This window comes from Duganella sp. OV510 (assembly GCF_900100205.1).
In the GTDB taxonomy this organism is placed as follows: domain Bacteria; phylum Pseudomonadota; class Gammaproteobacteria; order Burkholderiales; family Burkholderiaceae_D; genus Rugamonas.
Map to the genome: position 1 here is coordinate 246128 of NZ_FNEQ01000003.1, position 19790 is coordinate 265917.

Sequence of the window (19790 nt, forward strand, 5' to 3'; positions counted from 1 at the left end):
AAATAAAGGGGAGCACGCGGCTCCCCTTCATTATTCCACAGCTAGGTGGCGGAAAATTACAGCATTGCTTTCAGCAGGCGTGCCATTTCCGATGGATTTTTGGTGGCTTTGATGCCGCACTCTTCCATGATGTCCAGCTTGGCTTGCGCAGTGTCAGCGCCGCCCGAGATCAGCGCGCCGGCGTGGCCCATGCGCTTGCCTGGAGGAGCGGTAACGCCAGCGATGAAGCCAACGACCGGTTTCTTCATGTTGTCTTTGACCCAACGCGCAGCGTTGGCTTCGTCCGGACCGCCGATTTCGCCGATCATGATGACCGCGTCGGTATCAGGATCTTCGTTGAACATCTTCATGATGTCGATGTGCTTCAGACCATTGATCGGGTCGCCGCCGATACCAACTGCCGACGATTGGCCCAGGCCCAGTGCGGTCAGCTGACCCACTGCTTCATAGGTCAGGGTGCCCGAACGCGATACCACGCCGATACGGCCCTTGCGGTGAATGTGACCTGGCATGATGCCGATCTTGATTTCGTCAGGGGTGATCAGGCCTGGGCAGTTAGGGCCCAGCAGCAGGGTTTTCGAACCGGCTTTGGCCATGCGATCTTTCAGGGCCATCATGTCACGGACAGGAATGCCTTCGGTGATGCAAATTGCCAGTTCCAGTTCGGCTTCAACAGCTTCCCAGATCGCGGCAGCAGCGCCTGCTGGCGGCACGTAGATCACCGACACGGTGGCGCCGGTGTTCGATGCGGCTTCTTTGACCGAACCGAAAATTGGGATGCCTTCGAAATCTTCGCCGGCTTTCTTCGGGTTCACGCCTGCTACGAAAGCGTTTTTGCCGTTCGCGTATTCGCGGCACATGCGGGTGTGGAACTGGCCGGTTTTACCGGTGATACCCTGGGTGATGACTTTGGTGTCTTTGTTGATCAGAATAGACATATCGGTTCCTTAATTATTTACCAGCAGCGGCTGCAACAACGCTCTTCGCTGCATCTTCCATGGTGTCGGCGGCGATGATCGGCAGGCCGGATTCAGCCAGCATTTTCTTGCCCAGATCTTCGTTGGTGCCCTTCATGCGGACTACCAGCGGTACTTGCAGCGAAACAGCTTTCGATGCGGTGATGACGCCTTCGGCGATCACGTCGCAACGCATGATGCCGCCGAAGATGTTGACCAGGATGGCTTTCAGGCCTGGGTTTTTCAACATGATCTTGAAGGCTTCGGTGACTTTCTCAGCCGTGGCGCCACCGCCGACGTCCAGGAAGTTGGCAGGCTCGCCGCCGAACAGCTTGATGGTGTCCATGGTCGCCATGGCCAGACCGGCGCCGTTGACCAGGCAGCCGATGTTGCCGTCCAGCGAGATGTAGGCCAGGTCGAATTTCGATGCTTCAACTTCAGCTGGATCTTCTTCGTCGATGTCGCGGTAAGCAACGATTTCTGGTTGACGGAACAGTGCGTTGGCGTCGAAGTTGAATTTCGCGTCCAGCGCGATGATCTTGCCCGAACCGGTAACGATCAGCGGGTTGATTTCGGCCAGCGACGAGTCGGTTTCCCAGTAGGCTTTGTACAGGCCTTGCAGGTTGGTGACGGCATCAGCGATCGAGCCTTCCGGCACGCCGATTTTCGCGGCGATGCCAGCGGCTTCAGCGTCGGTCAGGCCCACTGCTGGATCGATAGCGATCGAGTGGATTTTTTCCGGGTGGGACTCAGCAACTTCTTCGATGTCCATGCCGCCTTCCGACGAGGCCATCAGCACAACGCGCTGGGTCACGCGGTCGGTCACCAGCGATACGTACAGTTCTTGCTTGATGTCGGCGCCTTCTTCGATCAGCAGGCGACGTACTTTTTGACCTTCTGGGCCGGTCTGATGGGTGATCAGCTGCATGCCCATGATTTGGTCAGCGTATTCTTTGACTTGTTCCAGCGACTTGGCAACTTTCACGCCGCCGCCTTTACCACGGCCACCGGCGTGGATCTGTGCTTTCACAACCCAGACTGGGCCGCCCAAGGTTTCAGCAGCTTTAACTGCTTCTTCTACGGTCATGCACGGAATACCGCGCGGTACCGTCACTCCGTATTTTCGGAGAATTTCTTTGCCTTGATACTCATGGATCTTCATGCTGGCTTCCCTTCTGATGCTATGTATAAAATCGGTTGAATGATTAAGCAGATATTGTTGCTACGCGCTACCCGGTGCTGCTTTGTCCACCCAGCGCGGGTAAAACTTCGCCGCTGCGCCGAGGTAACGGGGCAGGACTTGGAATTCTTCGGATTGAAACAGTTGATGCAGAGGGGCTGCCAATAACCCGCACGCCGTCCTCACTGGGGACAGCTGTGGCGCGCGTGCACACAGCGCACGACGGGTAACTGGAGTTAACAGAGACATAAGATCGACACCGCTCTCGCGGCATTAGTTAGTTAGCAGCCTGGCGCATTTCTCTTATTAAAAACGCACGTTGCCGCAGCTTCTACGGACAACCACCGCACCCGCGGTGCTGCAAAAACCCACAAAGTTTAGCACACAAGGAACCGAATTAGCATCTGCGTATTTTCAACTAGTAACAAATCCATCTGCGGAAAGTGGCTATTCCAGGTCGTCCAGGTCGGCGCCTTTGACGGCTTGCATGACCGCGCGCTGGGAAAAGCCACGTTGCAGCAAAAAGCGGATTTGCTTGTTGCGTTGCTGGGGATCGGTGGCGACCGTGCCGAACTTGCGCTGCCAGATGTCGCGGGCGCGTTCGATTTCGGTATCGGCGAGGGAGGATTTGAGTTCGTGCAGCGCTTCGCCTTGCACGCCATGGCTTTGCAGCTCGGCGACGATGCGGCTGTTGCCGTAGCGGGCGGCGCGGCGGTGGATCAATGATTCGGAGAAGCGTTCCTGCGACAGCCAGTTGTTCTTCTCCAGCAGGTCGAGCAGGGCGTCGATGTCGTCGCCCTCTTCTGCGTATTTGGACAGCTTGCGGGCCAACTCCAGGCGACTGTGTTCGCGCAGGGAGAGAAAGCGCAGAGCCCGTGCTTTCAGGCTGAGTTTTGGTGCTGGCATAAATTCTCTTTACCGCGTGCTCGCCCCGGCGCAAGCCGGGGCCACTTTCGCGGGTACGACGTTTACGCGGCGTCGGCTTCAGGCTTGCCTGGCTTCAGCTTGACCACGGTGTTGTCGGTGGCCAGTGGTGGCAGCACGCGCACGCCCAGCGATTCGCGTACCTTGTTTTCGATTTCCCAGGCCAGCTCCGGACGCTCTTGCAGGAAGGCGCGGGCATTGTCCTTGCCCTGGCCGACGCGCTCGCCGTTGTAGCTGTACCACGAACCCGATTTCTCGACGATCTTGGCTTCCACGCCCAGGTCCAGGATCTCGCCTTCGCGCGAGGTACCGGCGCCGTACAGGATGTCGAAGTGCGCTTCCTTGAACGGTGGCGCGATCTTGTTCTTGACCACCTTGACCTTGGTTTCGTTGCCGATCACCTCGTCGCCCGACTTGATCGAGCCGGTACGGCGGATGTCCAGGCGCACCGAGGCGTAGAACTTCAGCGCGTTACCGCCGGTGGTGGTCTCTGGCGAACCGAACATCACACCGATCTTCATACGGATCTGGTTGATGAAGATGACCAGCGTGTTGGTGCGATTGATCGAACCGGTCAGCTTGCGCAGTGCTTGCGACATCAGGCGCGCTTGCAGGCCTGGCAGCGAATCACCCATGTCGCCTTCGATCTCGGCACGCGGCGTCAGCGCGGCGACCGAGTCAACCACGACCATGTCCACCGAGCCGGAACGTACCAGTGCATCGCAGATTTCCAGCGCTTGTTCGCCGGTGTCCGGCTGCGAAATCAGCAACTCGTGCAGGTTGACGCCCAGTTTCTGCGCATAGCCAACGTCCAGCGCGTGCTCGGCATCGATAAAGGCGCAGGTACCGCCCAGTTTTTGCATTTCTGCAATAGTTTGCAAGGTCAGCGTGGTTTTACCCGAGGATTCCGGGCCGTAGATTTCCACCACGCGGCCGCGCGGCAGGCCGCCAACGCCCAGCGCCACGTCCAGCCCCAGCGAGCCGGTCGACACGACCTGGACTTCTTCGATCGGCGCACTGGCATCCATGCGCATAACCGAGCCTTTGCCGAATTGCTTTTCGATCTGGGCCAGCGCAGCAGCCAGCGCCTTGGCTTTTTCAGATGCAGGTACTACGCCTTTTTTATCGTCCATAATGTGCTTTCAGCCAGTGGGGTTGTTCAATACAGGTAGCACTGTATAAAAAAACAGTGCTCAATGCAAGCGGGATTTTGTATTTCTTTGAGAATGCACAAAAAGTCGCCAAAATAGGGCCTTGTGCAGCTGGAGTGGTTTACATGCGTATTTTACTTGCCGAAGACGATAGTGTGCTGGCCGACGGGCTGACCCGATCCTTGCGTCAATCCGGCTACGCCATCGATTGCGTAAGAAACGGGCAGGAGGCCGATACCGCCCTGTCGACCCAGGAATTCGATCTGCTGATCCTGGATCTGGGCCTGCCCAAGCTGTCCGGGCTGGAAGTGCTGCGCCGCCTGCGCGCGCGCGCGTCGCTACTGCCGGTGCTGATCCTGACCGCTGCCGATTCAATCGAGCAGCGCGTCAACGGCCTCGACCTTGGCGCCGACGATTACATGGCCAAGCCCTTCGCGCTGTCCGAGCTGGAAGCCCGCGTGCGCGCGCTGACCCGGCGCGGCGCCGGCGGCGGCGCCACCGTCATCAAGCACGGCCCGCTGAACTATGACCAGGTCGGCCGCAGCGCCTACATCAACGAGCAGATGCTGGATTTGTCGGCGCGCGAACTGGGCCTGCTGGAAATTCTGCTGGCACGCACCGGCCGGCTGGTGTCCAAGGAACAGCTGGTCGACCACTTGTGCGAATGGGGCGAGGAAGTCAGCAACAACGCCATCGAGGTATATGTGCACCGGCTGCGCAAGAAGATCGAAGTGGGCGGCATCCGCATCGCCACCGTGCGCGGCCTCGGCTACTGCCTGGAGAAATTCAATGAGGCCGCCGCGCGCGCCAGCGCCGAGGCCGAAGCCGGGAACGCCAACAAGTGAGCCACCCCCAGGACGCCGCCGAACTGGAGTACCAACCGCCCGCCCCCGATGCGGACGAGGACATACAACATTCCCTGTTCGGCGAAATCCTCGACTGGATGCTGGCCCCGCTGCTGCTGCTGTGGCCGATGAGCATCGCAATTACCTACCTGGTGGCCAAGTCCATCGCCAACCAGCCCTTCGATCATGCGCTGGAAGACAGCGTGACCGTGCTGGCACAGCAAGTGCGTTCGGTCGACGGCAAGCATGTCCGCAGCCTCAGTGGCTCGGCGCGCGACATCCTGCGCGCCGACGATATCGACAATGTCTACTTCCAGATCCAGGGCCCGCGCGGCGAGCACATCGACGGCGACCGCGACATGCCGCAACCGGTGCTGGATGATGAGGACAAGACCGCAGCCGGCGGCGTGCGCTTCCGCAACGACGGCATGCATGGTGCGCCGGTGCGGGTGGCCTTCGCCTATGTGCAGCTGGAACGCGGCGATGGCAGCACGCCGCAGCTGGCGCTGGTGCAGGTGGCGGAGACGCTGGAGAAGCGCGCCCAGCTGGCCAACGCGATTATCAAGGGCGTGATCCTGCCGCAGTTCATCGTGCTGCCGATTGTGCTTGCGCTGGTGTGGTTTGCCTTGTCGCGCGGCTTGTCGCCGCTGGCGCAGTTGCAGGAGCGCATACGCGCGCGCAGTTCCGAGGATTTGAGCCCGATCGCCTCCAACCAGGTGCCGGAGGAAATCACGCCGCTGGTGCGCTCGCTCAACGAGATGCTGTCGCGCCTGTCGTTGACGATTGATATGCAGAAGCGCTTCATCGCCGACGCCGCACACCAGATGCGCACGCCGCTGGCCGGCATGCGCATGCAGTCCGAACTGGCCTTGCGCCAGACCGACAATGGTGAGATCCACCGCTCGCTGGAGCAACTTGCCAAGAGTTCGGAAGCAGCCACGCGCCTGGTCAACCAGCTGTTGGCCCTGGCCCGCGCCGAGAACCAGCCGCAGACCGGCGGCACCATGCAGCAGCTGGACCTGGCCGAGCTGGCGCGCACCGTGGTGCAGGACTGGGTGCAAGCGTCGTTCGCGCATCAGATCGACCTGGGCTTCGAAGCGCCGCCGCAGCCGCTGACCATCACCGGCAATCCGACCATGCTGCGCGAGCTGCTGTCCAACCTGATCGATAACGCGCTGCGCTACACGCCGCCTGGCGGCAGCGTCACCGTGCGCGTGCGCAGCGATGAGCTGGAACACGGCTACCTGGAAGTCGAAGATACAGGTCCCGGCATCGCCCAGGGCGAGCGCGAGCGCGTGTTCGAACGCTTTTACCGGATACTCGGCAATACCGCCGAGGGCAGCGGCCTGGGCCTGGCCATCGTGCGTGAGATTGCGCAGCAACATGGCGCCGAGGTCGATGTCTTCAACAATCCGCGCGCCGCGCAGCCCAAGCTGCCGGGCGCGCTGTTCCGCCTGACGTTCCCGCTGCCACCAGCGCCGGCAGATGAGGACGAGGAGTCGCCATATTATGGATAAGCCAGTGCCGCCCTTGACGCCGCTCGCCGAAGCCGGCGAGGCCCACGCCGGCCAGCCGATAGCGGCGAAGCCGGCGTCGCCGCCCGCCGTCACGCCACCGGTGGCCGCCGGACAGACGCTGTTGCCGCGCGACGCGCATTGGCGCCGCGTGCACCGCATGACCATTCTGCTGTTGCTGCTGTGGCTGCTGACCGGCTTCTGCGCCGCCTTCTTCGCGCGCGAGCTGGCCGGGTTGAGCGTATTCGGCTGGCCGCTGTCGTTTTACCTGGCGGCGCAGGGCGCTTCGCTGGTCTACCTTGGCATCATCGTCTTCTACGCCTGGCGCATGCGCAAGCTGGACCGTGCCGCCGCCCAAGCCACTGCGCTGGAGCCCCACGCTTGAAACCACCCCGCACTTTTTTCCAGCGCCTGCGCTACTACTACAGCCTGTTCACCCTCGGCTTCGGCTGCTTCCTGATCGCGCTGGCGGCGCTGGAACAGGAAGGCATGCCGCGCCAGTGGATCGGCTACCTGTTCATGTTCGCCACCATCGTGCTGTACGCGCTGATCGGCGTCATCAGCCGCACCTCCAATGTGCTGGAATACTATGTGGCGGGGCGGCGCGTGCCGGCCATGTTCAACGGCATGGCCACCGCCGCCGACTGGATTTCCGCTGCCAGCTTCATCAGCCTGGCCGGCGGCCTCTACCTGCATGGCTTCGACGGCCTGGCCTACATCATGGGCTGGACCGGCGGCTACTGCCTGGTGGCGCTGCTGATCGCACCCTACCTGCGCAAGTTCGCCCAGTACACGATTCCCGACTTCCTGGCCGAGCGCTACGGCGGCGCCGATGATGCAGAGCGTGGCGGCCTCGGTGCGAAAACTGTGCGCATCCTGGCGGTCATCGCCACCATCATCGTCTCCTTCACCTACGTGGTGGCGCAGATCTACGCGGTGGGCCTGATCGCCTCGCGCTTTACCGGCGTCGACTTCTCGGTCGGCATTTTCCTCGGCCTGGCCAGCATCCTGGTGTGCTCCTTCCTCGGCGGCATGCGCGGCATCACCTGGACCCAGGTGGCGCAATACATCATCATCCTGGTAGCCTTCCTGATTCCGGCCATGTGGCTGTCCGCCAAGCACAGCGGCAATCCGATTCCGCAAGTAGCCTACGGCAAGCTGCTGCCGCAGCTGAGCGCGCGTGAACACGTCTTGCAGGAAGACCCGAAGGAAGCTGAAGTCCGCGCCATCTACCTGCAGCGCGCCAGCGAATACAGCGCCCGACTCAAGGCCCTGCCGGGCTCGTGGGAAGTCGGCCGCAACCAGGCGCAGCGCAAGCTGGACGGCGTCAAGGCGCGCAACGCCACGCTGCTGGAAATCCGCAACGCCGAACGCGAACTGGTCGCCTATCCGAAAAACGCCGACGAGGCCGAACGCGTCTGGACCGAGGCACGCGACCAGTACACGCAGCGCGCCCGGCCCATCACGCCGCACGCCACGCCCTATCCCGGCGACAAGGAAACCTCCGACATCAAGCGCAACAACTTCCTGGCGCTGGTGTTCTGCCTGATGCTGGGTACGGCAGCGCTGCCGCACATCCTGATGCGCGCCTACACCACGCCATCGGTGCACGAGACGCGGGTGTCGGTGTTCTGGACGCTGTTCTTCATCCTGCTGATCTACCTCACCATTCCGGCGCTGGCGGTGCTGGTCAAATACGATATCTACAGCGCGCTGGTCGGCACCGACTACAACCACCTGCCCAACTGGGTCTCGTACTGGGCCAATGTCGACAAGCTCAATCCGCTGTTCGGCATCACCGACGTCAACCGCGACGGCGTGGTGCAGCTGGCCGAAATCACCATCGACGCCGATGTGCTGGTGCTGGCCACGCCGGAAATCGCCGGCCTGCCGTATGTGATCTCCGGGCTGGTGGCGGCCGGCGGCCTGGCGGCGGCGCTGTCCACCGCCGACGGCCTGCTGCTGGCCATCTCCAACGCGCTGTCGCACGACGTCTATTACAAGCTGGTCGATCGCGGCGCCTCGACGCAAAAGCGGGTGACGATTTCCAAGCTGCTGCTGCTGGGTGTGGCCTTCATCGCCGCTTATGCCGCCTCCACCAAGCCGGGCGACATCCTATCACTGGTCGGCGCCGCCTTCTCGATGGCCGGCTCGACGCTGTTCCCGGTGCTGGTGCTGGGGGTTTTCTGGAAGCGCGCCAACCATTACGGCGCCATCGCCGGCATGAGCACCGGCTTTCTCATCTGCGTGTTCTACATGCTGCACACCCATCCGGTGCTGGGCGGTGGCGCGGCCAACCAGTGGTTCCACATCGCGCCGATTTCGGCCGGTATCTTTGGCGTGCCAACCGGCCTGCTGACCGTCATCGTGGTCAGTCTGCTGACGCCGCCGCCAGGCAAGCAGACCGAGGCGCTGGTCGACTACATCCGCGCGCCGGAAAAACAATAAAATACATTTCTGCCGTGGCGGATTTGATAACTTGATGCTATCGTGCTTCAGTTACTGATTTTATAACTGAGACCTATGCGTACCGCTCATTTCCTGCGCGCCCTGGCATTCGCGGGTGCCTTCCTCTGTGGCCAGGCGCTGGCCGCCGAAGCCGCCAAGCCGGCAACCTCCCTGACCGACTTTTTCAGCAACCCGCAATTCAGCGACGCCACGCTTTCGCCGAGCGGCAAGTACCTGGCGGTCCGGCTCGGCAACAAGGACAACAAGCGCGACATGCTGGGCGTGGTCGACCTGGCCACCAACGCGGTCAAGGTGGTCGGCAATTTCAGCGACGCCGACATCGGCCGCTACGCCTGGGTCAACGACAACCGCCTGGTGTTCACCGCCACCGACCGCGACCTGGCGGACGGCGACGTGCGCTACGCACCGGGACTGTACGCCATCAACCGCGACGGCACAGGCTTCCGCCAGCTGGCCATGCGCAACGGCAAGGCCTTCATCACTGATGGTTCCACCCTCGGTTCGCGCGAGCTGCTGCCATGGCACACCTACCTGACCAATCAGGAAGGCGCCCAGGACTCGGAGTACATCTACGTGCTGAACCGTAACTACAGCAGCGCGCGCGAGCTCATCAACGTCGACCTGCTGCGCCTGAATACCTTGACCGGCCGCGTCAGCGGCTCGGTGCAGCGCCCTGGCGACAGCTATTACTGGATGCTGGACAACAAGGGCGAGCCGCGCCTGACCATCACCCGCGACAAGGCAACCAGCAGCATCTATTACCGCGACCCGGACAGCAAGGACTGGAACAAGCTGACCGATTTCGAGGCTTACACCACGCGCGGCGGCAAGTTCCGTCCGCTGGCCTTCGGCCCGGATGGCACCTTCTACGTCACCAGCCACAATGGCAGCGACACCACCGACGTCTACGCCTACGATCTGAAAGCCGGCAAGCTGGCCGCGCGTCCACTGGTGCACCTGGAGGGCTATGACTTTCGCGGCAAGCTCATCATGAACAAGGACAAGCTGCTGGGCATACGCTACCTGACCGACGCCCAGGGCACGACCTGGCTCGATCCGGAAATGAAGGCAATCCAGGAAAAGATCGACCATATGCTGCCCAACACCGTCAACCTGCTGAGCGTGCCGGCACAGTCGGTCACGCCATGGCTGCTGGTAACCGCCTACGCCGACATCTGGCCCAAGCGCATGATGTTGTACAACAAGGAAACCGGCAAGCTGTCGCTGATCGGTGCCGCGCATCCGGCCATCAAACCGGACACCATGGCGCGCAAGGTGCTGGCGGAGTACAAGACGCGCGACGGCCTGACCATTCCCGCCTGGCTGACGCTGCCACAAGGCGATAACAAGAACCGGCCAATGGTGGTGCTGGTGCACGGCGGCCCATGGGTGCGTGGCGGCAGCTGGGACTGGGACCCGGAAGCACAGTTCCTGGCCTCGCGCGGCTACACGGTGCTGGAGCCGGAATTCCGTGGCAGCACCGGCTACGGCAGCAAGCTGTTCTTCGCCGGCTGGAAGCAATGGGGCCTGAAGATGCAGGACGACATCGCCGACGCCACCCGCTGGGCCATCGGCAAGGGCTATGCCGATCCGAAACGCATCTGCATCGCCGGCGCCAGCTATGGTGGCTACGCCACGCTGATGGGGCTGATCAAAGATCCGGACCTGTACAAGTGCGGCTTCGAATGGGTGGGCGTCACCGATATCAACCTGATGTACGACGGCAGCTGGTTCTACCGCTCCGACATGACCGACGAATGGAAGCAGTACGGCATGCCGCAATTGATCGGCGACCAGGTCAAGGATGCCGAGCAGCTGAAAGCCACGTCGCCGCTGCTGCAAGCAAGCAAGATCAAGCAGCCGCTGCTGATGGCCTATGGCGGCTCCGACGAACGCGTGCCGCTGCCGCACGGCACCAAATTCTACAAGGCGATCAAGGACAGCAATCCAAACGTCGAATGGATCGAATACCCGGACGAAGGCCACGGCTGGAAACTGACGAAGACCCGCGTTGATTTCTGGGGACGGGTGGAGAAGTTCCTCGACAAGAATCTCGGCACGCCCTGAAGTTCGCGCTATAGTCTCGGTGCAGCAAGCCTTTCAACAATAACGGAGGAGCGCGCATGGCATCGGGAAAAATTCTGGTCGCACAGGGAGGCGGTCCTACCGCCGTCATCAACCAGTCGCTGGCGGGCGTGGTGCTGGAGGCGCGCCGCTTCCGCAACTGCACGCGCGTTTACGGCGCGCTGCATGGTGTGCGCGGCATCATCAACGAGGACCTGGTCGACCTGACGCGCGAAACCAGCCAGAACCTGGAACTGGTGGCGGCCACGCCCTCCTCCGCGCTCGGCTCCACCCGCGACAAGCCGGACCAGGCCTACTGCGCCGAGATCTTCAAGGTGCTGCGTGCACACGACATCGAACAGTTCTACTACATCGGCGGCAACGACTCGTCCGACACGGTGCGCATCGTCAGCGAGCAGGCGCAAGCCGCCAACTATGCGCTGCGCTGCATCCACATCCCCAAGACCATCGACAACGACCTGGTCGGCAGCGACCACACGCCGGGCTTTCCCTCGGCCGCGCGCTTTGTCGCCCAGGCCTTTGCCGGCGCCAATCTGGACAACGCCGCGCTGCCGGGCGTGTATGTGGGCGTAGTGATGGGCCGCCATGCCGGCTTCCTGACCGCCGCCTCGGCGCTCGGCAAGAAGTTTCCGGACGACGGCCCGCACCTGATCTACCTGCCCGAACGCGTGTTCTCGCTGGAGCAGTTCCTGGCCGACGTCAAAGCCACCTATGCACGCTATGGCCGCTGCGTGGTCGCGGTGTCGGAAGGCATCCACGACGCCAGCGGCGAGCCGATCGCCTCGCTGCTGGCCAAGGAAGTCGAACGCGACGCGCATGGCAATGTGCAGCTATCCGGCACCGGCGCGCTGGCCGACCTGCTGTGCGATGAAATCAAGGCCAGGCTGGGCATCAAGCGTGTGCGCGGCGACACCTTCGGCTACCTGCAACGCTCGTTCATCGGCTGCGTGTCGGATGTCGACCAGCGCGAGGCGCGCGAAGTCGGCGAGAAGGCAGTGCAGTTTGCCATGTGGGGCGAGCGCGACGGCTCGGTGGCCATCAAGCGCACCGGCTTCTATTCGGTGGATTACGAGTTGCTGCCGCTGGCTACCGTCGCCGGCAAGACGCGCGTCATGGAGGACGAGTTCATCAGCGCCAGCGGCACCGACGTCACTGACGCCTTCCGCCTGTATCTGCGGCCGCTGCTAGGCTCAGGCATGCCCGACGCCTTCCGCCTGCGCCCGGCGCCGGTGGAAAAAATCCTCCAGCGGCCTGCCTAGCACTTGACCTCGGAAAAATGCGCGCAGAATTCCTGCTTGTGTTTGGTGGTAGCGCAGGCGGCGCACGCCAATTTACCGGCCTTTACGCTGCCTTGACCGCAGCTAACAAGCACCCGCAGCACAATGACGGCTCACGCATTGTTATCGGGAGTTGTCATGAAATTGATCAAGCATTGGATGCTGTGGCCGGCGCTGGCCGGCTGCATGTTGAGCGCGTCCGCGCAGAATAATACGCCGCCGGATGGTCCGCCGCCGGGCCCGCCGCCGGAAGCGGTGGCGGCCTGCAAAGGCAAGGCGGAAGGCACGAAAGTGGAGTTCGCCGGGCATCACGGCGATACCGTCAGCGGCATCTGCCGCAAGCAGGGCGACGTCATCGCCGCCATGCCGGAAGGCGGGCCACCGCCGCGACGCTGAGACACTGGACGCTGCCAGCGCTATTCGACCAGCGCCGGCAGCAGTGGCGTGATGTCGCCGTCAGACGGCAGCGGCGCCACGTCCAGCAAACGCATCAGCAGCGGGTACACATCCACATTATCAAACGCTTGCAGTACCACGCCCGGCTTGAAGGCGGGACCGGCCGCGATGAAGGTCGCGGCCATGTCCGGCGCCGCATTGTCGTAGCCGTGCTTGCCGCCCTTGACCTTGGCCGCGCTCTTTTCGCTGAACACGATGCTCCAGCCTGGCTCAGCCAGGCAAAGGAAAGCCGGCACGCGCGCGTTGCGGCCATACGCCAACCGCGCCGGAATCTCTTGCTTGCGCCAGCACTGCATATGCGCCAACGACATGGCCAGCGCTGCCGCCAGTGCTTCTTCCTTATCGGGCGATGATGGATTGATGGCCGCATACGGGCCGCTGGTCACTTCCTCATAGCTGTCCGGCGGCAGCGCGCGGTACAGCGGCAGTACCCGCTCGCTGCTGACCTCCGCCATGCCGTGGTCGGAAACGATCACCAGGTTGGCGTCGACATGGCGGCTGGCCAGGCCCTCCAGCAAGCGGCCGATGGCCTGATCGACCAGCGCGACCGCCTCGGTGGTCTGCGCCGCCGCCGGGCCGAACGTGTGGCCGGCATGGTCCACATCATCAAAGTACAAGGTCATGAAACCGAAACGCTGGCCGGCCGGACGGTCCAGCCACGACAGCAGCATGTCGACCCGCGCATCGGCCGGCAGCTTGCCGTCGAACCTGGGCGCCACGGTTGGCCGCACGCCGTGTATCGCGGCCTCCGAGCCAGGCCAGAACATGGTGCCGGTACGAATGCCGTGGCGCTCGGCCGTCACCCACACCGGCTCCGCCTGATCCCACCAGCGCCGGTCAACCACCGCCTCGGCATTGCTCAAGGTGAAGCGCCGGTCGGAGACCGCCTTGTCGATCATCGTGTTATCGACGATGCCGTGATGATCCGGCCGCATGCCAGTGACCAGCGTGTAATGGTTAGGGAAAGTAATCGACGGGAACGATGGCCGCATCGCCACCGCCCGCGCGCCGGCTGCCGCCAGCCGGTTCAGATTGGGCGTGACGCCACGCGCAAGATAGTCGGGACGGAAACCGTCCATCGACACCAGGATCACAGGATGGGCCGGCTGCGCGGCCACGGTACCGGCAACCAGCGCCAGCAGCAGGGTCAGTAATGTTTTCATGGCGCGCAGTATGCCCGCCATGCGTGACGCTGACATGAAAAAAGCGGGCACGCAGCCCGCTTTTTTGTATCGAAAAGTATCGCTTAGATGACGATGGTCTGGTGCTCGTCGCCGACACGGGCGCGGATCTTGCCGATGGTGTAGACGGTTTCGCCAGCCGCTTCCAGCTGGGCGATCGCTGCTGCCGCGTTCTCTTGCGAGACGATCACGGTCATGCCGATGCCGCAGTTGAACACGCGGTGCATTTCCGCGTCGGCCACGCCGCCGTGCTGTTGCAGCCACTGGAACAGCGGTGGCAGCGTCCAGCCTTTCGAGTCCAGCTCGGCCACCAGGCCAGGCTGCAGCACGCGCGGGATGTTTTCAACCAGGCCGCCGCCGGTGATGTGCACCATGCCTTTGACTTCCAGCGTTTCCATCAGCGCCAGCAGCGGTTTGACGTAGATGCGGGTTGGCGCCATCAGCACGTCGGCCAGTGGACGGCCGTGGAAGTCGCCGGCCAGGTCTGGCTTCGACACTTCAATGATCTTGCGCACCAGCGAGTAGCCGTTCGAGTGCACGCCCGACGAGGCCAGGCCCAGCACTACGTCGCCCGGCGCGATCTTGGTGCCGTCGATGATTTTCGATTTTTCCACCGCGCCGACGGCGAAGCCGGCCAGGTCGTATTCGCCGTCCGGATACATCGACGGCATCTCGGCGGTTTCGCCGCCGATCAGCGCGCAGCCGGCCTGTTCGCAACCCAGCGCCACGCCCTTGATGACGTTCGAGGCGGTCGCAACGTCCAGCTTGCCGCAGGCGAAGTAGTCGAGGAAGAACAGCGGCTCGGCACCCTGCACCAGGATGTCGTTGACGCTCATCGCCACCAGGTCGATGCCGACGGTGTCGTGACGGTTCAGTTCAAACGCCAGTTTCAGCTTGGTGCCCACGCCGTCGGTGCCGGAGACCAGTACCGGCTCTTTGTACTTTTTGCTGATCTCGAACATCGCGCCGAAACCGCCCAAGCCGGCCAGCACGCCCTCGCGCATGGTGCGCTTGGCGTATGGCTTGATTGCTTCGACTAAGGCATCACCCGCGTCGATATCGACGCCGGCGTCACGGTAGGACAGGGAAACATTAGAAGTTTGGCTCATGGTGTATTTCGCAGCGGAGGCGGTAAAATAGAAGGCGGAGACCTATTTTCATGCCAAAATCGCACGAAAACGCGCAAAAAACGGCGCGACAACCCGGTCAATCCGCTATTTTATCAAAATTGCCCCGTCCAACCGCCTTTTTAACCATCGAATTCAGCTCCATGCCATTTCCCCTCTCTGCTGAGCAAAAGCAAACAGCATTCTGGCTGGCGGTATGGGCGGCATTCCTGTTCCTGCTGATTACCCTCGGCCCGGTGCTGACACCCTTCCTGGCAGCCGCCATCTTCGCCTATGCGCTGCATCCCGGCGTCGACCGCCTGGACCGCGTGCGCCTCGGCGGCCGCATCACCATGCCGCGCGCGTTGTCGGTGACCATCGTCGTCACGCTGTTCTTCGCTGCGCTGACCGCCATGGTGCTGATCGTGGTGCCGGTGCTGCAAAAAGAGATCCCGCTGCTGCAGGCGCAGATCCCGGCCTTCCTGGCCAAGACCAACGACCTGCTGGCGCCCAAACTGCGTGAGCTGGGCCTGAACGTGCGCCTCGACAGCGCCGGCGTCAAGCAACTGGCGACCGAACAGCTTGCCGCCAGCGGCGACGCCATCTGGGCTGCCGTGCTGAATTCCGCCCGCGTCGGCGGCACCGCCGTGCTGGGCTGGCTGGCGACGCTGACGCTGATCCCGGTGGTGCTCTTCTACCTGCTGCTGGACTGGCCGGCGATGCTGGCGCGGGTGGCGCGCTGCGTGCCGCGCCGCTACATCGAACCGACCATGGGCATGGCGCGCGAGGTCGATACGCTGCTGGCGCAATACCTGCGCGGCCAGCTGCTGGTGATGCTGGTGCTGGCCGTGTACTACTCGGCGGCGCTGGGCATCGCCGGCTTCGACGTCGCCCTGCCGGTCGGCATCATCACCGGCCTGCTGGTGTTCATCCCCTATCTCGGCTTCGGCCTCGGGCTGGTGCTGGCGCTGATCTCGGCGGTGCTGCAATTCTCCGACTGGAGCGGCGTGATCGCGGTGGCCATCATCTACGGCATCGGCCAGGTGATCGAAGGGTTTGTGCTGACGCCACGGCTGGTCGGCGAGCGCATCGGCCTGCATCCGCTGGCGGTGATTTTCGCCCTGCTGGCCTTCGGCCAGCTGTTTGGTTTTGTCGGCGTGCTGCTGGCTTTACCCGCTTCCGCCGTGCTGATGGTCGCTTTCCGTCACTTGCAACGCCACTATCTGCGCAGCAGCTTTTATAATGCATGATGTGAAACAGATAAACGTTATGCAAAAGACCACTAGGTGTACGCCATGAAGCAACTGGTGCTCGATTTAGGCGCGGAAGCAGCGCACAGCCTCGCATCGTTCGAGGTGGGACAGAATGCCGAAGCGGCAGCGCTGATGCAGCAGTTCGCCGATCGCAGCTCGCGCGAGCACTTCGCCTACCTGTGGGGCGCGGTCGGCGTCGGCAAGTCGCACCTGCTGAAAGCGCTGGCCACCAGCGGCAGCGAGGCCGAGCAGGCGCGCGCGCGCTATATTTCGCCGTTTTCGATCGAGTCGGAATTCGTCTACTCGCCGGAGGTGGACCTGTACCTACTGGACGACTGCGAAAAGCTGTCGCCGGTGGCGCAGATCGACGCCTTCGCCCTGTTCAATGAAATCCGCGCCAACAACGCCTTCATGGTCTGCAGCGGCAACGTCGCGCCGGCCGTGCTGCCGGTGCGCGAAGACCTGCGCACGCGCATGGGCTGGGGCCTGATCTACCAGATCCATGCCCTCACCGACGATGAAAAAGGCGCAGCCCTGGCCTCGGCAGCGGCAGCGCGCGGCTTGACGCTGTCGGCTGGCGTGATACCCTACTTGCTGTCTCACTTCCAGCGCGACATGCGGTCGCTGTCGACCATCCTCGACTCGCTGGACCAGTATTCCCTTGAAACCCAACGCCCTATCACTCTGCCGCTGCTGCGCGAGTGGCTGCAGGCGGAAGCGAAAGAATAATGAACCTCGCCCTCTTTGACCTCGACCACACCCTGCTGCCGATCGACTCCGACTTCGAGTGGGGCCAGTTCCTGGTGCGCACCGGCGCCGTCGACGCGGTGGAATACGACCGCCGCAACCGCGAATTCTTCGCCCAATACCAGGCCGGCACGCTCGATCCGGTAGAATACCTGGAGTTCACGCTGGGCACCCTGGCCGGTTTCCCGCGCGCCAGGCTGGACGAGATGCACGCGCAGTACATGGCGGAAGTGGTCAACCCGGCGTTGCACCCGGCGGCGCGCGCGCTGCTGCAAAAGCACATCGACCAGGGCGACCTGGTGGCGATCGTCACCGCCACCAACCACTTCGTCACCGCGCCGATCGCCAAGGCGCTGGGCGTGGAGCACCTGATCGCCGCCATGCCGGAAGTGGATGCCGACGGCAACCTGACCGGCAAGCTGCTTGGCACGCCAACCCAGGGGCCGGGCAAGATCGTCCACACCAAGGCGTGGCTGGAAAAAATGGGGAAAACGCTGGAAGACTTTGGCACCGTCCACTTCTACAGCGATTCGCACAACGACCTGCCGCTGATGTCGATCGTCAGCCATCCGGTGGCGACCAACCCGAATGAAAAACTGAAAACGCACGCCGCCGCCAACGGCTGGCTATTAATTGAGCTGTTCAATGATTAAGAAACTGATCCGCAAAATCCTCGGCACCAAGAGTAAAGCGGCCCGCGATCCGAATACGCCGGTGGTGCTGGGGCCTGACGCCCACGGCATCGACCCGCGCCTGCTGTCCAACAACGCCGTCCGCGTCACCAGCACGCTGCAGGAAGCCGGCTACGAAGCCTTTGTGGTCGGCGGCGCCGTGCGCGACCTGCTGCTGGGCGTGAAGCCGAAAGACTTCGACATCGCCACCAACGCCACGCCGGAGCAGGTCAAGCGCCTGTTCCGGCGCGCCTTCATCATCGGCAAGCGCTTCCAGATCGTGCACGTGATGTTCGGCCAGGACCTGCTGGAAGTAACCACCTTCCGTGGCACCACCTCGGCCAACGCGCCGAAAGATGAACATGGCCGCGTTTTGCGCGACAACACCTTCGGCTCGCAGGCGGAAGATGCAGAACGCCGCGACTTCACCATCAACGCCATGTATTACAACCCGGCCAACCAGCAGGTGCTGGACTACCACGGCGGCATTGAAGACATCCGCGCCAAAACGTTGCGCATCATCGGCGTGCCGGAAGCACGCTACCGCGAAGACCCGGTGCGCATGCTGCGCGTGGTGCGCTTTGCCGCCAAGCTGAAATTCGCTATCGAGCCGGAAACCGGCGCGCCGATCAAGGTCATGGCGCCGCTGATCAACAACGTGCCGGCCGCGCGCGTGTTCGACGAAATGCTCAAGCTGCTGATGAGTGGCCACGCGCTGGCCTGTTTGCAGCAACTGCGCAAAGAGGGCCTGCATCACGGCCTGCTGCCGCTGCTGGATGTGGTGCTGGAACAGCCGCTGGGCGTCAAGTTCGTCACGCTGGCGCTGGATTCTACCGACTCGCGCATCCACGCCGGCAAGACCGTGTCGCCGGGCTTCCTGTTTGCCTCGCTGCTGTGGCATCAGGTGCTGGAGAAGTGGACCGCCTACCGCGCATCCGGCGAGCAAACCATCCCGGCGCTGCACCTGGCCGCCGACGACGTGCTGGATTCGCAGACCGAGAAGCTGGCCTTGCAGCGCAAGATCGGCACCGACATGCGCGACATCTGGTCGATGCAGCCGCGCTTCGAACGCCGCACCGGCAAGGCGCCGCATAAGCTGCTGGAACACCTGCGCTTCCGCGCCGGCTATGACTTCCTGCTGCTGCGCTGCGCTTCCGGCGAAATCGACGCCGAAATCGGCGACTGGTGGACCGCCTTTTATGAAGGCGACGAAGTCACCCGCGAAGAGCTGATCGCTTCCGCCAGCACGCCGCGTGAAGGCGGCGGTGGCAGCGGTGGCGCAGGCACCGGCGGTGCGGCCAAGCGCAAGCGCGGTCCACGCCGTGGTGGCCGCAACCGCAGCGGCCGTGGTGAAGGCGGCAACGCCGATGCACCAGCGCCAGTTCACGACGGCGGCGCCGAGTAATCTCCGCAGCACCATGAACACCGCCATTTCCGCAGGTCTGGCGCCATTGTCTTCGCAAGACGACAAGGCGCCATTCGCCTTCACCCTCGCCTACATCGGCATCGGCGCCAATCTCGGCGACGCCCGCGCCAACGTGCTGGATGCGCTGACGCGGCTGCAACGCCAGCCCGGCTGCACGCTGCTGGCTTCATCAAGCCTGTATCGCACCGCGCCGATCGATTCCAGCGGCGACGATTACATCAACGCCGTCGCCCGCATCGCCACCACGCTGGACGCCGAAGCGCTGCTGCAAGCGCTGCACGGCATCGAGCAGGCGCACGGCCGCGAACGGCCCTACCGCAACGCCCCGCGCACGCTCGACCTGGATCTGCTACTGTACGGCGACGCCACCATCAACACCCCGACGCTGAGCGTGCCGCATCCGCGCATGACCGAGCGCGCGTTTGTGCTGGTGCCGCTGCTGGAACTGGCGCCAGCGATACATATTCCAGGCCACGGCGCGGCGTCGCAATATGCCGCCGGCGTGGCCGACCAGGGCATCAGCCCGATTTAATCAGTAAAAATCAGTAA

Annotated in this window: 18 protein-coding genes; 12 read left to right on the top strand and 6 right to left on the bottom strand. The window is 63.0% G+C overall.

Annotation, left to right across the window (positions count from 1 at the left end; translation table 11 throughout):
• Nucleotides 1-56: 56 nt before the first annotated feature.
• The 4 genes from sucD to recA form a co-directional block, all read right to left on the bottom strand.
• The gene (sucD, locus tag BLS51_RS10965; protein WP_090182823.1) at nt 57-938 is read right to left on the bottom strand and encodes a succinate--CoA ligase subunit alpha; all 882 of its coding nucleotides are present in this window, start codon (nt 936-938) and stop codon (nt 57-59) included.
• Between the two features lie 13 nt (nt 939-951).
• Entirely contained in the window at nt 952-2118 is a 1167-nt protein-coding gene (gene sucC, locus BLS51_RS10970; RefSeq protein ID WP_090182821.1) for an ADP-forming succinate--CoA ligase subunit beta, read from the bottom strand.
• A 465-nt stretch (nt 2119-2583) separates the two neighbouring features.
• Complete coding sequence (recX, locus tag BLS51_RS10975) at nt 2584-3042, bottom strand: recombination regulator RecX (protein WP_090182819.1); 459 nt, start codon at nt 3040-3042, stop codon at nt 2584-2586.
• A 62-nt stretch (nt 3043-3104) separates the two neighbouring features.
• Nucleotides 3105-4193, bottom strand: a complete 1089-nt coding sequence (gene recA / locus BLS51_RS10980) for a recombinase RecA (protein ID WP_090182817.1) — start codon at nt 4191-4193, stop codon at nt 3105-3107.
• 143 nt (nt 4194-4336) lie between these two features.
• Here recA and BLS51_RS10985 point away from each other — a divergent pair, with 143 nt between their 5' ends.
• From BLS51_RS10985 to BLS51_RS11015, 7 genes are all read left to right on the top strand, one after another.
• Nucleotides 4337-5056, top strand: a complete 720-nt coding sequence (locus BLS51_RS10985) for a response regulator (protein WP_090182815.1) — start codon at nt 4337-4339, stop codon at nt 5054-5056.
• Nucleotides 5053-6573: a sensor histidine kinase gene (locus BLS51_RS10990; protein WP_090182813.1), complete on the top strand. Its 1521-nt coding sequence runs from the start codon at nt 5053-5055 to the stop codon at nt 6571-6573. The genes BLS51_RS10985 and BLS51_RS10990 overlap by 4 nt, the downstream gene beginning before the upstream one ends.
• Nucleotides 6566-6955: a DUF4212 domain-containing protein gene (locus tag BLS51_RS30190; protein WP_090182811.1), complete on the top strand. Its 390-nt coding sequence runs from the start codon at nt 6566-6568 to the stop codon at nt 6953-6955. The genes BLS51_RS10990 and BLS51_RS30190 overlap by 8 nt, the downstream gene beginning before the upstream one ends.
• Nucleotides 6952-9018, top strand: a complete 2067-nt coding sequence (locus BLS51_RS11000) for a sodium:solute symporter family protein (protein ID WP_090182809.1) — start codon at nt 6952-6954, stop codon at nt 9016-9018. Before BLS51_RS30190 ends, BLS51_RS11000 begins: the two co-directional genes overlap by 4 nt.
• Before the next feature lie 75 nt (nt 9019-9093).
• Nucleotides 9094-11106: an alpha/beta hydrolase family protein gene (locus tag BLS51_RS11005; RefSeq protein WP_090182807.1), complete on the top strand. Its 2013-nt coding sequence runs from the start codon at nt 9094-9096 to the stop codon at nt 11104-11106.
• A gap of 56 nt (nt 11107-11162) precedes the next feature.
• A complete protein-coding gene (locus BLS51_RS11010) occupies nt 11163-12383 on the top strand; it encodes a 6-phosphofructokinase (protein ID WP_090182805.1) in 1221 nt (406 codons plus the stop codon).
• Between the two features lie 156 nt (nt 12384-12539).
• Nucleotides 12540-12797: a hypothetical protein gene (locus BLS51_RS11015; RefSeq protein ID WP_090182803.1), complete on the top strand. Its 258-nt coding sequence runs from the start codon at nt 12540-12542 to the stop codon at nt 12795-12797.
• 20 nt (nt 12798-12817) lie between these two features.
• On the opposite strand, the gene BLS51_RS11020 is transcribed toward BLS51_RS11015, so the two are convergent.
• Nucleotides 12818-14020, bottom strand: coding sequence for an alkaline phosphatase family protein (locus BLS51_RS11020; protein ID WP_229207536.1), 1203 nt, complete (start codon nt 14018-14020; stop codon nt 12818-12820).
• A gap of 83 nt (nt 14021-14103) precedes the next feature.
• A complete protein-coding gene (gene purM, locus BLS51_RS11025; RefSeq protein ID WP_090182801.1) occupies nt 14104-15147 on the bottom strand; it encodes a phosphoribosylformylglycinamidine cyclo-ligase in 1044 nt (347 codons plus the stop codon).
• Between the two features lie 161 nt (nt 15148-15308).
• Between purM and BLS51_RS11030 the strand changes: the two genes are divergently transcribed.
• Genes BLS51_RS11030 through folK form a run of 5 tightly spaced genes read left to right on the top strand, consistent with a single transcriptional unit; the run spans nt 15309 to nt 19773 of the window.
• Nucleotides 15309-16394, top strand: a complete 1086-nt coding sequence (locus tag BLS51_RS11030; protein WP_090182799.1) for an AI-2E family transporter — start codon at nt 15309-15311, stop codon at nt 16392-16394.
• A 45-nt stretch (nt 16395-16439) separates the two neighbouring features.
• A complete protein-coding gene (gene hda / locus BLS51_RS11035; RefSeq protein WP_090182797.1) occupies nt 16440-17126 on the top strand; it encodes a DnaA regulatory inactivator Hda in 687 nt (228 codons plus the stop codon).
• Nucleotides 17126-17797 (top strand): histidinol-phosphatase, encoded by a 672-nt coding sequence (locus tag BLS51_RS11040; RefSeq protein WP_090182795.1) that lies wholly within the window; start codon nt 17126-17128, stop codon nt 17795-17797. The genes hda and BLS51_RS11040 overlap by 1 nt, the downstream gene beginning before the upstream one ends.
• Nucleotides 17790-19220, top strand: coding sequence for a polynucleotide adenylyltransferase PcnB (pcnB, locus tag BLS51_RS11045; RefSeq protein ID WP_090182793.1), 1431 nt, complete (start codon nt 17790-17792; stop codon nt 19218-19220). The genes BLS51_RS11040 and pcnB overlap by 8 nt, the downstream gene beginning before the upstream one ends.
• Before the next feature lie 13 nt (nt 19221-19233).
• On the top strand, nt 19234-19773 hold the full coding sequence (gene folK / locus BLS51_RS11050) for a 2-amino-4-hydroxy-6-hydroxymethyldihydropteridine diphosphokinase (RefSeq protein ID WP_090183493.1): 540 nt from the start codon (nt 19234-19236) through the stop codon (nt 19771-19773).
• Nucleotides 19774-19790: the final 17 nt, after the last annotated feature.